This is a genomic window from Nocardioides sp. AE5, assembly GCF_031844485.1.
Taxonomy (GTDB): Bacteria; Actinomycetota; Actinomycetes; order Propionibacteriales; family Nocardioidaceae; genus Nocardioides.
Genome location: NZ_JAUZVI010000007.1, coordinates 1 through 14,217, shown reverse-complemented (window position 1 = coordinate 14,217; position 14,217 = coordinate 1). Strand labels below are relative to the sequence as shown.

Below are 14,217 nucleotides of genomic sequence, written 5' to 3'. Positions count from 1 at the left end.
GCGAACGCTCAATTGTTGATGCGCGAAAGCTCAATCGTTGCGTTCGGAACCGCCTGCTGATCGTCAGCGCTTGGTACGCCGGTGCGCCTCGATCAGCATCTCGTGCAGGTGCTGCGATCCCCGGTTGCGCGTCCAGCACCCGTCCGGGCCGAGCTCCCAGGCATCGGTTGCGGGGTCCCACGCCATGTCCAGCACGTCGGCGACCTGCTGGACGAGTTCCTCGCTGGGCAGGCGGACCATCACCTCGACCCGACGGTCCAGGTTGCGGTGCATCATGTCGGCCGAGCCGATCCAGGTCACCCGCTCACCACCGTTGGCGAACTCCACGACGCGGCTGTGCTCGAGGAAGCGTCCCAGGATCGAGCGGACCTGCATCGCCTCCGAGAGGCCCGGTACGCCGGGTCGCGCGGCACAGATGCCGCGGACCAGCACCTGCACCCCGACCCCGGCCTGGCAGGCCAGGTAGAGAGCGTCGATGATCGCCTCGTCGACCAGTGAGTTGGCCTTGAGCCGGATCCCGGCTGGGCGACCGGCCTGGTGGTGGGCGATCTCGGCGTGGATCTGCTCGACCAGGCCGTCACGGATCGAGTCCGGCGCCACCAGCAACTGGTCATAGGAGGGCTTGCGCGAATAACCGCTGAGGTTGTTGAACAGGTGCGCGACGTCCTCCCCGATCGACTGATCGGCGGTGATCATGCCGAAGTCCTCATAGAGGCGAGCGGTCTTGGGGTTGTAGTTGCCCGTGCCGATGTGGGTGTAGCGGCGGATGCCCCCGCCGGACTCCCCCTCGTCGCGGACCACCATCGAGAGCTTGGCGTGGGTCTTCAGCCCGACCAGGCCATAGACGACATGGCAGCCGGCGTGCTCGAGCTTGCGCGCCCAGCGGATGTTGTTGGACTCGTCGAAGCGGGCCTTGATCTCGACGATCACCAGCACCTGCTTGCCGGCCTCGGCGGCATCGACCAGGGCGTCGATGATCGGCGAGTCACCCGAGGTGCGATAGAGCGTCTGCTTGATCGCCAGCACGTGCGGGTCCGCGGCCGCCTGTTCGATGAAGCGCTGCACGCTGGTGGCGAACGAGTCATAGGGGTGGTGCAACAGCACGTCCCCGCGGTTGGCGGACGTGAAGACGTCGACCGGGCTCGCCGAGTCGACCGGCGCGAGCTGGATGTTCGTGGTCGGCACGAAGCCCGGGTACTTCAACTCCTCGCGCGGCAGGTCGGCAATGTCGTTGAGGCCCCGCAGGTCCAGTGGCCCGGGGAGCCGGACCACCTCGGCATCAGTGACCCCCAACTCGGAGATGAGCAGGTCCAGCACCCGCGGATTGATCGACTCCTCGACCTCGAGCCGGACCGGCGGTCCGAACTTGCGGCGCAGCAGTTCCTTCTCCAGCGCGGCCAGCAGGTTCTCCGCGTCGTCCTCCTCCACCTCGAGGTCCTCGTTGCGGGTGACCCGGAAGGTGTGTGCCTCGACCACCTCCATGCCCGGGAAGAGGCGCTTGAGGTGCTCCCCGATGACGTCCTCGAGCGGGACGAACCGCTGGTTGCCGAGCGCGACGAAGCGGTTGAAGATCGGCGGCACCTTGACCCGGGCGAAGTGCTCCTTGCCGGTCTTCGGGTTGCGGACCAGGACGGCAATGTTGAGCGAGAGGCCGGAGATGTAGGGGAACGGGTGCGCCGGGTCGACCGCGAGCGGGGTGAGCACCGGGAAGACGCGCTCCTTGAAGAGCCGCTTGCACAGCTTCTGCTCCTCCTTGTCCAGCGCCTCCCAGCGGACCAGTTCGATCCCCTCAGCCCGCAGCGCCGGGATGACCTCGTCCTGGAAGACCGCGGCATGGCGGGCCATCAGCTGCGACGTGTTCTCCCAGATCGACTCGAGCACCTCGCGGGGCAGGTGGCCGCTGGCGCTGCGCACCGCCACCCCGGCCGCGATCCGCCGCTTCAGGCCGGCCACGCGGACCATGAAGAACTCGTCCAGGTTGGAGGCGAAGATGGCCAGGAACCGGGCCCGCTCCAGCAGCGGGATGTCCTGGTCCTCGGCCAGTTCCAGGACCCGCTCGTTGAAGTGCAGCCACGACAGCTCCCGGTCACCGAAGCGGTCCTCGAACGCCTCCAGCCCGGCGATGTCGGCCGCATCCGGGACATAGGGCGGCTCGATGTCGAACGTCCCGGTGCTGGTCACCGCATGCAATCCAGGCTCGACCGGGCCCTCCTCGATGGCACCCACGACGTGCGCGGGCAGGCTGTCTTGCGTCATGCGATCGAGTGTGACAGGACCGGGTGAACAGCAGGTGACGACGTACGTCGGCCGGTTGGGCGCGCGCAGTCAACGACGTACGCCGGCCGCTCGGGCGCCCAACCTGACGACGTATGCCGGCCGGTTGGGCGCATATGCACCGTTGCGGCCCTGGAGCCGGCGCTTCCGGGGCCGTTCGGGTGCATGTGCACCGTTCCGGCCTGGTGGGCGACCCTCGTTCCTCGGGTCGCCTCCGGCTCACTCCTCAGGCGTCGACTCAACCCACCTGTCGCCGCCCTGCGGGGCTCACCTCCAACGACCCTCGTTCCTCGGGTCGCCTCCGGCTCACTCCTCAGGCGTCGACGTGGACCCCGCGCTTGCCCTGGTCGGTCAGGCGGGTCTCCTCGGCGGCCTTCTCCTCGAGTTCGGCACGCTTGGCCTCCATCGCGGCGTCGAACTCGCCCGGTGCACTGACCAGGCGGGTGGTGCCCTCGATCTTCTCCAGCGCCAGGCGCGCGAAGATCTGCTGCTCGGTCACGGTCCGCTCCGAGCGGTCGTTGCCGATGAAGGTGATTGCCCACGAGAGGAGGGCGCTGATCCGGTTCTTGAAGCCGGTCAGATAGATCAGGTGCACCGCCAGCCACATCAACCAGGCCAGCGATCCGTTCAGCTTCAGCTTGCCCACACTGGCGACGGCGCGGAACTTGGAGATGATCGCCATCGAGCCCTTGTCGAAGTACTTGAAGGGCGGCTGGGGGGCCTTGTTCTTGAGCCGGTTGTCGATTTCCTTGGCGGCGTACTTGGCGCCCTGGATCGCCACCTGCGCGACACCGGGGAGGTTGTCCAGCGAGATCATGTCGCCGAGGACGAAGACCTCCGGATAGCCCGGCAGCGTCAGGTCCGGGTTGACCGAGATCCGACCAGCACGGTCGAGGGGCGCACCGCTCTGCTCCGAGAGCGTCTTCGACAACGGGTTCGCCTGGACCCCGGCAGCCCATACCTTGGCCACCGAGTCGATCCGGCGGGTGGTGCCGTCCTTGTCCTTGACCTCCAGGCCGCGCTCGTCCATGGCGACGACCATGGCGCCGAGCTGGACCTCGACACCGATCTTCTCCAACTCGCGCTTGGCCTTGGCGCCCAGCTTGGCACCGAACGGCGGCAGCACCTGGGGCGCCGCGTCGAGCAGGATGATCCGCGCCTTGCGGGTGTCGATGGAGCGGAAGTCCTTGCGCAGCGTCTTGTGCGCCATCTCCGCAATCTGGCCGGCCATCTCCACACCGGTGGGGCCAGCGCCGACCACGACGAAGGTCATCAGGTGGTCGGTCGGCTCGCCGCGGGCAGCAGCGTTCTCGGCCATCTCGAAGGCACCGAAGATCCGGCCCCGGAGCTCGAGGGCGTCGTCGATGCTCTTCATCCCCGGGGCGAACTCGGCGAAGTGGTCGTTGCCGAAGTAGGACTGACTGGCGCCGGCCGCGACGATCAGGGTGTCGTAGTGCGTGACCGTTTCGCGCCCGAGCACGTGGTGACGGACGGTGCGCGCCTCGAGGTCGACGTCGGTGACGGTGCCCAGCAGGACCTGGGCGTTCTTCTGCCCGGCCAGCACCTCACGGGTCGGCGGGGCGATCTCGCCCTGGGAGAGGATGCCGGTGGCGACCTGGTAGAGCAGCGGCTGGAACAGGTGATGGGTGGTCTTGGCAACCATGGTCACCTCGACGTCGGAACGCTTGAGGGACTTGGTGCTGAACAGGCCCCCGAATCCGGAGCCGACGACGACCACCTGGTGCTTGCCGTTGTTCTCGCTTGCCATCTGCCTCAAGGCCTTCCTTCTGGTGTGTCAAGTGCCTTGCTCCATGTTCCCACCAACGGTCCGGATCACTGAAACCGGCCATCGCGGAAATTTCAGGAACTCCATGTTTCAACCAGCGTGGGGCCGGGAATATGCCTGTGGCATCTCCCACACTGGGGAGCACGGAACAAACCATCCGAAGGTGATGATTTGCCTCTGAGCAGGGGGGAACTGACTCTTGAGGCCAGTCCGCGATCCGTGAAGGAATCGCGCCGCTGGGTCACTGAGGCCTGCCACGAACTGGGGCGCGACGACCTCGCCGACAACGCAGAACTCGGCATCTCCGAACTCGTCACCAACGCCATCCTGCACGGCTCCCCACCGATCCAGGTCCGGGTGCGGGGCACCCGGCGCCACCCGCGCATCGAGGTGCTCGACGGCTCCTTCGACCCACCGGTCTCCAACCAGGCGATGACCGAGGAGGACGAACTCTTCGCCACCTTCGGCCGCGGCCTGGCCATGGTCGCCATGGTCTCCCACGCCTGGGGTTCCGACCTCCTCGATGACGGCAAGGTCGTCTGGTTCGAGCCGGCCGACGGCCCGGTGGAGGAGCCCGACCTGACCGGCCAGGTCTTCTCCTCCGCCCCGAGCGGCCACATCGCCACGCCCCGGCCCGGGGAGGCACCGCACCAGGTCGTCTTCTCCGACTTCCCCATCGCCGTCTTCCTGGACTGGCGCCGCCAGTTCCGCGAGCTCCGTCGCGAGTTGCGCCTCCTGGCACTGGCCCACGAGGGCGACTATCCGGTGGCGGGCACGCTGACCGCACTCTTCGAGCGCTTCGACGCCGAGATCCGGGAGGCGCCGGGGATGGAGGAGCTCAACCACGCCATCGAGCAGGGCGCCGCGACGGCCGACTTCACCGTCCGGCTCAGCGCGGAGGTGCCCGAGTTCCTGACCCAGATGCGCGACGTACTCGACCTGGCCGACGCCTTCTGCCGCGAGGAGCGCCTGCTCTCGGTGGCCGCCAACGAGCAGCAGGTGGAGTTCCGCGACTGGTTCATCGCCCAGGTGCTCCGCCAGTACGACGGCCTCGAGCCGCAACCCTGGTCGGGCCTGACCACGGTGGCCCCGAAGGTCCGCTGACCGAGCGCGATCTCAGCCCCAGCCGAGCTCGTGGAGGGCGGCGTCGTCGATCCCGAAGTGGTGGGCGATCTCGTGGACCACGGTGATCGTGACCTCCTCGACCAGCTCCTGCTCGTCGCGGCACATCTCCAGCAACGGGTTCATGAAGATGAAGATTCGGTCCGGCAACTCCATCGCATGGTTCGCCTGCCGGTCGGTCAGCGCAACGCCCTCATAGAGTCCGAGCAGGTCCGGCTCGCCCTCGGGCGGCTCCTCCTCGACCAGGACGACCACGTTCTCCACCAGGTTCGCGATCTCGTCCGGGATCTCGTCCAGCGCCTGGTCCACCAGCGCCTCGAACGCGTCCCGCCCCATCTCGATCACGGTGGCGAACCTACCTGACGGGTTGCTGTTGCCGCTGGGCCCACACGAGCACCGGGACCAGCACCAGGGAGAGCGCACCGAAGACCAGGGACAGGGTCTCGAAACTGGTCCACGACACCACCACGCCGGACATCGCTCCTCCGCCGGCGCCGGCCAGCGCGATGAGCACGTCGATCGTGCCCTGGGTCTGGGGACGGTTCTGCGGCACGGTGGCGTCGACGACGAGCGCGGTGCCGGCGATCAGGCCGAAGTTCCAGCCGATCCCGAGCAGCACCAGGGCCAGGACCAGCATCCCCAGCGAGTCGCCCGGGGCGAGGGCGGCCACCACACCGGCGGCCAGCAGCGTCGCCCCTGCTGCGATCGCCATCGTGGTCCTGCCGAACCGGTCGACCAGGATGCCGGTGACCGGGGAAGGCAGGTACATGCCGGCGATGTGCAGGCCGATCACCAGGCCAACAGCGCCCAGTTCGTGGTGGTGGGCGCGCATGTGCACCGGGGTCATCGTCATGATCGCGACCATCGCGATCTGGGTGAGCACCATGATCGTGGCGCCGACGTAGGCACCGACCTCCGGCCGGGGTAGGTCGGCCGGGGGCAGCGCGGGATCGCGCGTGGCCTCCTCCGCGGCGCTGATCGCCCTAGCCACGAGGTAGGGGTCGGGCCGGAGCAGGACCAGCAGCACCGACCCCGCGGCCAGGTAGGCCACCGCTGCCAGCAGGAACGGCCCCGAGAGCGTGGGGATGGCGAGCGCATCGGCCAGGTCGCCGAGTGGCTCGACCAGGTTGGGGCCGGCGACGGCGCCGAGGGTGGTGGAGACCAGCGCGACGCTGATCGCCGATCCGCGCTTCTCGGGCTCGGCAAGGTCGGTGCCGGCGTACCGGGCCTGCAGGTTGGTGGCGCTGCCGGCGCCGTAGACGAAGAGCGCCACGAAGAGGAGCGGGACGCTGTCCACGATCGCGGCCAGTACGACACCGAGCGCACCGAGCCCGCCGATCGCGAAGCCGGCACCGAGGCCGACACGGCGTCCCCACCGGTGGCTGGTCCGGCCAACCAGGAAGGCGGCGAGCGCGGACCCGAGGGTGAAGAGTGCGGTCGGCAGGCCGGCCAGGCCCTCGGAGCCGAGCATGTCCTCGGCGAGCAGTGCGCCCACGGTGATCCCGGCGGCCAGCCCGGCGCCGCCGAGCACCTGGCTGGCGACGACGACCCGCAACGTACGCCGCTGGATCCGTGCCTGCTCGGCACTGTCGGGCACTGCTCCCATGGTCAACCACCTTGCTGGTGCCAACATGGCGCGAGGCCCACTCCGCACTGGAGTGGGCCTCGCGTCGATGGCGACCCCGACGGGACTCGAACCCGCGGCCTCCGCCGTGACAGGGCGGCGCGCTAACCAACTGCGCTACGGGGCCAGGTGCTTGCTTCACGAGGAAGCGGATGAACGATAACCCATCCCGGCCCGTGTCTCCCAATCGGGAGCAGGAAGCGACTCGACTCCTCCTCTCGACGTGCATGCCGAGTGGTCACTGGGAGACCTGAAAAACGGCCTGGAATGGCTCCGAGTGACCACTCGTGGCGCACAAGCCACCGCCACGAACGCGAGGTCGCCCCCAGTCGACCGCTCACGCTTTGCGGCACTCGGGCCCAAGGCCGGTCTTCAGGTCGGCGGAATCATCGAGGAGCTCGCCACATGCGACACACCGGACACCGCGGAAGGCCAGGCGCGGACTGGCCTTCGCGGGCGCATTGAAGGCAACCGAATAGGCATCCTCCATACCTGCCGCCAAGAGCGGCAGATGCGTCCCCGTCTCGACACGATGGATCTCTATCGCCGTGTTCGGCTCTCTAGTTCGCACTCGCCCCAGTCGAGTGAGGATGTCGCGGTATGTCTCGACGTCGATGCGGTTGGCGAGGAACAGATCCGGGTGCACTGCAGACATCTGCAACCTCGCAAGGCCCTTGACGCCGAAGTCCTTGACGTTCTCCGTGATGACGAACTTAGCCCCCGCATTCGAGGCGGCGGACAGAATCGGCTTGTCCTTGGCGTCGGTGTCATTCAGTTCGATGTTGCCATCAGGAACGAGAACATCCCAACCGAACCGCTTGCGAAGGACCGAGATCGGTGCAGCTCCGGACTCTTGATGACGCTCGGCCTCGGCTTCTGCATGCAGACTCCAGGTCACCGTGAAGTCCGACAGTGGCGCAGCCATCACCAGCAGCGTGCGCGCGTAGGACGGGACCAGGACGTTGGCATCCCAGATAGACCCGAGTCATCCGGTCACTCAGAGGTCGTCGGCAAGGCCGCTGGCCAGTTCGTCGAGGTAGTCGTCGCGGAAGCGCTCGAACTCGGCGACCGGGATGCGGTTCCGGTTGCCGACCTTGACGGCCTTCAAGTCGCCTGCCTTGATCCGGCGCGAGATGGTCGGACGCGAGAGGCCGAGCTGCTTCGCCGCCTGCTCCGGCGTCAGGAACGGGGCCTCAGCCGACAGCTCGACCGAAGCCCCCACTTTCTCCGCCTCACGCAGGAACGCGATGACGGACTGGGTGGCACTCTTGCGATCAGCCAGGTCTTCCGGAGTCAGGCGCAGTGCGAGGTTCATGAGCCCAGCCTACCCGTCGCATGAACACTTGCCAGTTTATCTGTTCACTTGCACCCCCAACGGGATTCGAACCCGTGCTACCGCCGTGAAAGGGCGACGTCCTAGGCCGCTAGACGATGGGGGCCTGGTGCTGCACCCGCGACCGCGTCGTACGACGTGCTCCCGGGCCGGTACAGCATAGGCGCAGGCAGCGGCGAGCACCAAAGTGAATGGCATTTTCACCCAGCCGAGCCAGTGGGGTAATCTTCTCTGCGGCCCGGCCAGGTAGCTCAGTTGGTACGAGCGACCGACTGAAAATCGGTAGGTCGGCGGTTCGACCCCGCCCCTGGCCACAGCCCCCGAAGCCGCGATCCCCGGATCGCGGCTTCGGTCATTCCCGGACGGTTCCCACCCAGGTCCCGGCGGTTCAGAAGCCCGGCAGCAGGACGAGGTTCGGCGCCAGGAGCATCGCCTCGAGCCCGATGATCGTGGCGCCGAGCGCGACCAGGACCTTCCGCGCGGTGACCGCGTTGCGGGCCAGCACACTGGCGACCAGGAGGGCGCCGGCCAGGATCGCCGGGATCGCGAAGATCCCCGCAACGATGAAGCCGACGCCGGCCAGGGAAGCGTCGTCCTCAGGACCGGTGCTCTCGATGAAGTCGATGGTGTCCCAGACCAGGTAGCCGCTCAGCGCCAGGACGGCGACCACCGCTGCGGTCGCCATCCACGCCGCCACCACCCAACCGGGGCCGAAGCCGGAACCGGAGCCCGGACGGCTCGGTGACGGATGACCGGGGGCGGGGTGCAGGTGCGGTGTCTGGTTCATGCCACGATCCTCCGATCCGGACTCGTCGCACACCACGGCCGAAACACTCAAACCGTGCTGAGCACCCCTACTCACCAGGCGTTCGGGATAGGTTCTTCCCCGTGTCCGAGACTCCCACTCCACCAGCGGTCTTCCCCGGATTCGAACGGTTCGGCTCCGACTTCATCCGCCTGGTCCTGCCCCGCGAGCGCGTCTTCGCCTCGATCGACCGGATCCTGGGCGAGACGTTCCACCTCGGGCCGATCGGAGCCGGACCGGGACGCAAGCTCGCCAGGATCACCGCGTCCGGCACGTTCGGCAAGACGTACGGCGACGAACTCCCCGGCGACCTCCCGGGCTTCCGCTTCATCCTCCCCGTCGCGGTCACCTTCGACCTGGACATGCAGGTCGACCACGCCCGCTTCCTGGCCGACGTACAACTGCCACTCGAGCTCACCATGGAGCTCGAGGACCCGCTGATCATCAACTGGGTGATCCACCCGCCGACCGAGGACGAGGTGGTGCTGAGCGTCAGCGCCGACTCGCGCCGCTCCGCGCTGCTGCAGAAGGTGGCCGGGATCGACGGCGAACTGCGCCGCTTCATCCTGCGCTTCGTGGCCCGCGAACTGGAGAAGCCACACGTACGCAAGGCGATGCGGATCGACCTGCCCAGCCTGATCGACAATGCCTGGCCCGCCCTCGCTGCCCAGTTCCTGCCGAACTCGCCCGAGGACCGCCAAGCGCCGGCGCGCGAAGGAATGGGTACGGATACTCAGCCCGATTGAGTCCTTCGGCAGGGGTACGTCGGCCCCGCCCGGGGGAAGGATGGGGGCATGTTCCGATATGCCGACACCGAGGTCTGCCCCGTCTGCCGCGCCACCATGGCGCGCAATGCGCACACCTGCCCGTCCTGCCACACCACGCTGAGCGGGTCGGTGGCCCAGGAGCTCTTCCGCACCCTGACCCGCGCTGACGGCCTGGTCGCCGACCTGCTGCGGCTGTCGGCGAACTCGACTGCCGCCCGTACGGCGGGCCCCGCCGCGGCCGTCCCGGCAACCGGCACCGTTCCGGTCGGTGCACCCGCGGTTGCTCCCTCCGCCGGGAACCCAGCCCCGGCCCCCGCAGCCCCAGCCCGAGTCCCGGCCGCACCAGCCCCGTCCGGCCAAGGCCCCGGCACCGCTGGCCTTCCCGCGTTCCCCGCCCCGCGACCTGCCCCGGCCCGGACCGGATTCGCCGCCGAATCGGGGGCGAAGATCCTGCTCGGCCTCGGCGCCCTGTGCCTGCTGGTGGCCGCCATCGTCTTCATCGCGGTGGCCTGGAGCCAGATGGGCGTCGGCGGACGCACCGCCGTACTGCTCGGGCTGACCGCAGCCGCCGCAGCCACCGCAACCTTCCTCGCGCACCGCGAACTGCGCGGCGGCGCCGAGGCCTTCACCACGGTCGCCCTGGGCTTCCTGGTGGTCGACGTCTTCGGCGCCCGCTCCTCGGGCTGGCTGCCGCAGATGGACGGCGACACGTTCACCCTGGTGCTGGGCTGCGTGATCGGCGCCGTGGCGCTGGTCGTCGCCCTCGTCGCTGCCCGGGCCCGGATCGGCCGACTGATCAGCGCCCAACTGATCAGCGCGCTGGCCTGGGCCACCGGGAGCGGCGCACTGGCCGTCATGATCGACGGCGCCGCCGGCGTCACCGCCGGCTTGGTCGCCACCCTCGTGCTGGCTGCCGGATGCCACGCGCTCCGCCTGCGGATCAGCGCGGTGACCCTCGCCATCGTGACGATCTACTGGTGGCTCTTCCTGGTCGTCACCGGGCTCGGCCGGCTGGACGGCGACCCGACGTACGCCGCGTTCTTCGGCGGCCTGACCGTGTGGCCGCTCCTGGTCGCCGCTGCCCTGGCCGGCGCCCTGGCCGTGGTCCGCCCCCTGCCCCTCCCGGTCCGCGTGACCGGCCTGGGCGCCGCCGTGGCCGTGATCTCCTTCGTGCTCGCCGGCCCGGCCAGCGACGAGGAGCCGATCGTCGTGGTGGGGGTGGCGCTGCTCTTCGTCGCCCTGGGCATGCTCACCGTCACCTTCCGGCGCGACGCCTGGGCGTGGGCGATCTCGGCGCCGGTCGTCTCGGCCGCACTTGCCCTGACCAGTCACGCCACGATGCGCCTCGGCCACGCGATGGAGGCCCACCTGGACCACGGCACCTGGACCAGTGGTGCCGGGGTCCGCCTGCCGGACGATCCGGAACCGTGGCACTACCCGCTCGCCCTGCCGCTCACCGTGCTCGGCCTGGTCGCAGCGGCCTGGGTGGCGGTCATGCTGCTGACCCCGCACCTCTTCAGGTCCGCACAGACGCCGCGCTGGGTGGTTCCAACCGCCGTGCTCACCGTCGGGTCGGCCGCGCTCCTGCCCGGTGCGTACGGCGCCCCCGCAGCGCTGGCAGTCATCGTGCTGCTCCTGGTGGCCACCGCAGCAGCACTGGTCGCCCTGCGGTCCTCCGATGAGGTTGCCGTGGTGGCCGGCACCGGCGTCGCGGGTGCGGCAACCCTCGTTGCGCTCCTGACCGGCAGCATCTCCGACGTCCTGACCGCGATCACCACGGGTGCCGTCGTCGCAGGGTCCCTGGCCCTGGCCGCCTCCGGGCGGATCGCGGTCCGCGGGATCGGCGACGTACTCCTGGCGCCGGCGGCGGCCGTCTTCACCTGGACCGTGCTGCACCTGGCCGACGTGGACCAGTCGTGGCGGGCGGCGCCGATCCTGGTCGTGATCGGCCTCTGGGCGATCACCCGGGCCCGGCTCACCCGGGAAGTGCCCGTGGCCGCGACTGCCCTGGTCGCCACGTCCCTGTCGATCGGGATGGGCGCGGGGAACGAGCAGGCCTGGACCGCGATCGACCTGACCGTTGCCGGCGTACTCATGGCGATCACTGCCCTGGTCAACGCGCACCGCCGCTGGGTGGCGTGGGGTGCCCTGGCCCTGCTCACGCTGGCCCAGTGGCTGCGCCTGGAGCAGGTCGGCGTCGACGTGGTCGAGGCCTACACGCTGCCGCTCGCGGTCGTGCTCCTGGTCGTCGGCGTGGTCACCATGGCGCGCCGCCCCCAGATGGGCTCGCTCCGGGCGCTGGGCACCGGCCTGGTCCTGGCCACCATGCCGTCACTGCTGCTGGCGCTCGGTGACCCGGTCTCACTGCGGGCGCTGCTGCTCGGCATCGGCTGCTCGGTGGCGGTGATGGCCGGGGCAGCACTGCGTTGGTCGGCGCCGATCATCATCGGCGGCGTGGCCGGGGCGATGCTGGTGATCCGCGAACTGGCGCACGTGGACGTGATCCCGCAGTGGCTGGTGATCGGGCTGATCGGGCTGACCCTGATCGTCGTCGGCGCCACCTGGGAGCGGAGCCTGGCCCAGGTCAAGGATGCCGCGGACCGGCTGCGCCACCTGCGCTGAGCAGTCAGGCCCCGGGTCAGTCCTGGGACTCGGTGCCGAGGAGCTGCATCACCTCGGACTCACGGAAGCGGCGGTGGCCACCCAACGTCCGGATGGACCCGATCTTGCCGGCCTTGGCCCAGCGGGTGACCGTCTTGGGATCCACTCGGAACAACGCCGCAACCTCGGAGGGGGTGAGCAGGTTGTCAGAGTCATTGTTGGGGGACGACATGGCTCCTCTTTCTTCGGATATGTCCGGTTCTACCCGACAGAGTTTGACACAGCCAACCTAATCCGCGGACCTCGCCGGTCGATTCCCCTCCGCCGCTGCCAACGCCCTATGGTGGGAGTGAGACCCACGTCACCCCTGTGGGTCCACCGAGATCGAGCCACCACCACCGGCTCCCGCACAGAGAGGTCGTCACCATGACCGCATCCCCCGCCTACGGGCACGACATCTTCGACCACGAGCACGAGCAGGTCGTCCACTGCCATGACGAGGCCAGCGGCCTCAAGGCGATCATCGCGATCCACTCCACTGCCCTGGGCCCCGCCCTCGGCGGCACCCGCTTCCACGCCTACCCGAGCACCGGCGAAGCCCTGGCCGACGTGCTCAACCTGTCCCGCGGCATGTCCTACAAGGCCGCGCTGGCCGGGCTCGACCTCGGCGGCGGCAAGGCCGTGATCATCGGCGACCCCAACCAGGACAAGTCCGAGGTGCTGCTCCGCGCCTATGGCCGTTTCGTCGAGTCACTCAACGGCCGCTACTACACCGCCTGCGACGTCGGCACATTCAGCGTCGACATGGACGAGATCGCCCGCGAGACGTCGTACGTCACCGGCCGCACCGTCGCCCACGGCGGCGCCGGGGACAGCTCGGTGCTCACGGCGTACGGCGTCTTCCAGGGGATGCGCGCCGCTGCCGAGGCCGTCTGGGGCGAACCGACCCTCACCGGGCGCACTGTCGGCGTGGCCGGCGTCGGCAAGGTCGGCCGCCACCTCGTCGGACACCTCCTCGAGGACGGCGCCAACGTGGTGGTCACCGACGTGTGGCAGCCCGCGCTGGACCGGATCCGCGACGAGCACCCTGACGTCACCGTGGTCGACTCCACCGAGGCTCTCCTCGCATCCGGGATCGACGTCTACGCCCCCTGTGCCCTGGGCGGTGCTCTCAGCGACGAGGTGGTGGAGACGCTGGGCGCGAAGATCGTCTGCGGCGCCGCGAACAACCAACTCGCCCACCCGGGCATCGAGAAGGCGCTGGCCGACCGCGGGATCCTCTATGCGCCCGACTACTGCGTCAACGCCGGCGGCCTGATCCAGGTGTACGACGAACTCGAGGGTTTCAACTTCGAGCGCGCGCAGCAGCGAGCGAGCGGCATCTTCGAGACCACACGTGCAGTCTTCGAGGTCGCTCGCACCGACGGCGTACCCCCGGCGATCGCCGCGGACCGGCTTGCGGAGCGGCGGATGCGTGAGGTCGGCCGGTTGCGCGGGATGTGGCTCAACCGCTGAGCCACGCCCCACGCGTCACGGCGTCAGTCGCGCGGTGGTTCGGAGTAGTCCGACCAGTCGTCGTACTCATCATCGCGAGACTCCGACGAACTCTGCTTCTTGGCTCCGTGCAGTTCCTGGGCGAGCGCCCCGAAGTCCGTCTCGTGAGTCCGGTACTTCAGGTCGCGTGCAACCTTGGTCTGCTTGGCCTTGGCACGGCCGCGTCCCATAGGATCGACCCCTTCGCGCGCTTGGCCGGGGCTGTCGGCTGCTAGGCCGAAGCGCCCGGGCTATCTTGATCGGTATTCGTGGGGCCAACGCTACCTGCTCCCTGGTCATTACCGCACACCCAGGGTCCGCAGGATGGGCCTTTTTCCCTACCAGCGAACAGAACCAGCCGGTTTTTGCCCG

General features: G+C 68.9%; 13 protein-coding genes and 3 tRNA genes. 5 read left to right on the top strand and 11 right to left on the bottom strand.

Going from position 1 to position 14,217, the window contains the following annotated elements:
* Positions 1–63 precede the first annotated feature (63 nt).
* Positions 64–2,256, bottom strand: coding sequence for an RNA degradosome polyphosphate kinase (locus Q9R27_RS11345; protein WP_311252490.1), 2,193 nt, complete (start codon positions 2,254–2,256; stop codon positions 64–66).
* Between the two features lie 331 nt (positions 2,257–2,587).
* Entirely contained in the window at positions 2,588–4,042 is a 1,455-nt protein-coding gene (locus Q9R27_RS11340) for an NAD(P)/FAD-dependent oxidoreductase (protein WP_311252489.1), read from the bottom strand.
* A 117-nt stretch (positions 4,043–4,159) separates the two neighbouring features.
* On the opposite strand from Q9R27_RS11340, the gene Q9R27_RS11335 reads away from it, so the two are divergent.
* Entirely contained in the window at positions 4,160–5,164 is a 1,005-nt protein-coding gene (locus tag Q9R27_RS11335) for an ATP-binding protein (protein WP_311252488.1), read from the top strand.
* Positions 5,165–5,176: 12 nt separating this feature from the next.
* Here the strand turns inward: Q9R27_RS11335 and Q9R27_RS11330 are convergent, their stop codons facing one another.
* The 6 genes from Q9R27_RS11330 to Q9R27_RS11305 all read right to left on the bottom strand — a co-directional run bounded on the left by Q9R27_RS11330 (position 5,177) and on the right by Q9R27_RS11305 (position 8,245).
* Complete coding sequence (locus Q9R27_RS11330) at positions 5,177–5,518, bottom strand: metallopeptidase family protein (protein ID WP_311252677.1); 342 nt, start codon at positions 5,516–5,518, stop codon at positions 5,177–5,179.
* 19 nt (positions 5,519–5,537) lie between these two features.
* On the bottom strand, positions 5,538–6,788 hold the full coding sequence (locus Q9R27_RS11325) for an MFS transporter (RefSeq protein ID WP_311252487.1): 1,251 nt from the start codon (positions 6,786–6,788) through the stop codon (positions 5,538–5,540).
* A gap of 68 nt (positions 6,789–6,856) precedes the next feature.
* A tRNA-Asp gene (locus Q9R27_RS11320) sits at positions 6,857–6,933 on the bottom strand.
* Between the two features lie 210 nt (positions 6,934–7,143).
* Positions 7,144–7,731 (bottom strand): hypothetical protein, encoded by a 588-nt coding sequence (locus Q9R27_RS11315; protein WP_311252486.1) that lies wholly within the window; start codon positions 7,729–7,731, stop codon positions 7,144–7,146.
* Between the two features lie 72 nt (positions 7,732–7,803).
* A complete protein-coding gene (locus Q9R27_RS11310) occupies positions 7,804–8,121 on the bottom strand; it encodes a helix-turn-helix domain-containing protein (protein WP_311252485.1) in 318 nt (105 codons plus the stop codon).
* A 51-nt stretch (positions 8,122–8,172) separates the two neighbouring features.
* Positions 8,173–8,245: transfer RNA gene (locus Q9R27_RS11305), tRNA-Glu, on the bottom strand.
* 134 nt (positions 8,246–8,379) lie between these two features.
* Here Q9R27_RS11305 and Q9R27_RS11300 point away from each other — a divergent pair.
* Positions 8,380–8,453 (top strand) — tRNA-Phe (locus Q9R27_RS11300).
* Positions 8,454–8,527: 74 nt separating this feature from the next.
* Here Q9R27_RS11300 and Q9R27_RS11295 read toward each other — a convergent pair.
* Positions 8,528–8,926, bottom strand: a complete 399-nt coding sequence (locus Q9R27_RS11295) for a hypothetical protein (RefSeq protein WP_311252484.1) — start codon at positions 8,924–8,926, stop codon at positions 8,528–8,530.
* A 101-nt stretch (positions 8,927–9,027) separates the two neighbouring features.
* Here Q9R27_RS11295 and Q9R27_RS11290 point away from each other — a divergent pair, with 101 nt between their 5' ends.
* Together Q9R27_RS11290 and Q9R27_RS11285 are read left to right on the top strand one after the other, a co-directional pair.
* A complete protein-coding gene (locus Q9R27_RS11290; RefSeq protein ID WP_311252483.1) occupies positions 9,028–9,690 on the top strand; it encodes a hypothetical protein in 663 nt (220 codons plus the stop codon).
* 48 nt (positions 9,691–9,738) lie between these two features.
* Complete coding sequence (locus Q9R27_RS11285; protein ID WP_311252482.1) at positions 9,739–12,333, top strand: SCO7613 C-terminal domain-containing membrane protein; 2,595 nt, start codon at positions 9,739–9,741, stop codon at positions 12,331–12,333.
* A 16-nt stretch (positions 12,334–12,349) separates the two neighbouring features.
* On the opposite strand, the gene Q9R27_RS11280 is transcribed toward Q9R27_RS11285, so the two are convergent.
* Positions 12,350–12,544: a BldC family transcriptional regulator gene (locus tag Q9R27_RS11280; RefSeq protein WP_311252481.1), complete on the bottom strand. Its 195-nt coding sequence runs from the start codon at positions 12,542–12,544 to the stop codon at positions 12,350–12,352.
* Between the two features lie 194 nt (positions 12,545–12,738).
* Here Q9R27_RS11280 and Q9R27_RS11275 point away from each other — a divergent pair, with 194 nt between their 5' ends.
* On the top strand, positions 12,739–13,827 hold the full coding sequence (locus tag Q9R27_RS11275) for a Glu/Leu/Phe/Val dehydrogenase dimerization domain-containing protein (RefSeq protein ID WP_311252480.1): 1,089 nt from the start codon (positions 12,739–12,741) through the stop codon (positions 13,825–13,827).
* A 23-nt stretch (positions 13,828–13,850) separates the two neighbouring features.
* Here the strand turns inward: Q9R27_RS11275 and Q9R27_RS11270 are convergent, their stop codons facing one another.
* Positions 13,851–14,036, bottom strand: a complete 186-nt coding sequence (locus Q9R27_RS11270; RefSeq protein WP_311252479.1) for a DUF3073 domain-containing protein — start codon at positions 14,034–14,036, stop codon at positions 13,851–13,853.
* Positions 14,037–14,217 lie beyond the last annotated feature (181 nt).

Bases quoted from the DNA above. Each gene is read 5' to 3' on its own strand.
- Q9R27_RS11345 (WP_311252490.1), bottom strand. From the start codon at position 2,256: ATGACGCAAGACAGCCTGCCCGCGCACGTCGTGGGTGCCATCGAGGAG.
- Q9R27_RS11340 (WP_311252489.1), bottom strand. From the start codon at position 4,042: ATGGCAAGCGAGAACAACGGCAAGCACCAGGTGGTCGTCGTCGGCTCC.
- Q9R27_RS11330 (WP_311252677.1), bottom strand. From the start codon at position 5,518: ATGGGGCGGGACGCGTTCGAGGCGCTGGTGGACCAGGCGCTGGACGAG.
- Q9R27_RS11325 (WP_311252487.1), bottom strand. From the start codon at position 6,788: ATGGGAGCAGTGCCCGACAGTGCCGAGCAGGCACGGATCCAGCGGCGT.
- Q9R27_RS11315 (WP_311252486.1), bottom strand. From the start codon at position 7,731: ATGGCTGCGCCACTGTCGGACTTCACGGTGACCTGGAGTCTGCATGCA.
- Q9R27_RS11310 (WP_311252485.1), bottom strand. From the start codon at position 8,121: ATGAACCTCGCACTGCGCCTGACTCCGGAAGACCTGGCTGATCGCAAG.
- Q9R27_RS11295 (WP_311252484.1), bottom strand. From the start codon at position 8,926: ATGAACCAGACACCGCACCTGCACCCCGCCCCCGGTCATCCGTCACCG.
- Q9R27_RS11285 (WP_311252482.1), top strand. From the start codon at position 9,739: ATGTTCCGATATGCCGACACCGAGGTCTGCCCCGTCTGCCGCGCCACC.
- Q9R27_RS11280 (WP_311252481.1), bottom strand. From the start codon at position 12,544: ATGTCGTCCCCCAACAATGACTCTGACAACCTGCTCACCCCCTCCGAG.
- Q9R27_RS11275 (WP_311252480.1), top strand. From the start codon at position 12,739: ATGACCGCATCCCCCGCCTACGGGCACGACATCTTCGACCACGAGCAC.
- Q9R27_RS11270 (WP_311252479.1), bottom strand. From the start codon at position 14,036: ATGGGACGCGGCCGTGCCAAGGCCAAGCAGACCAAGGTTGCACGCGAC.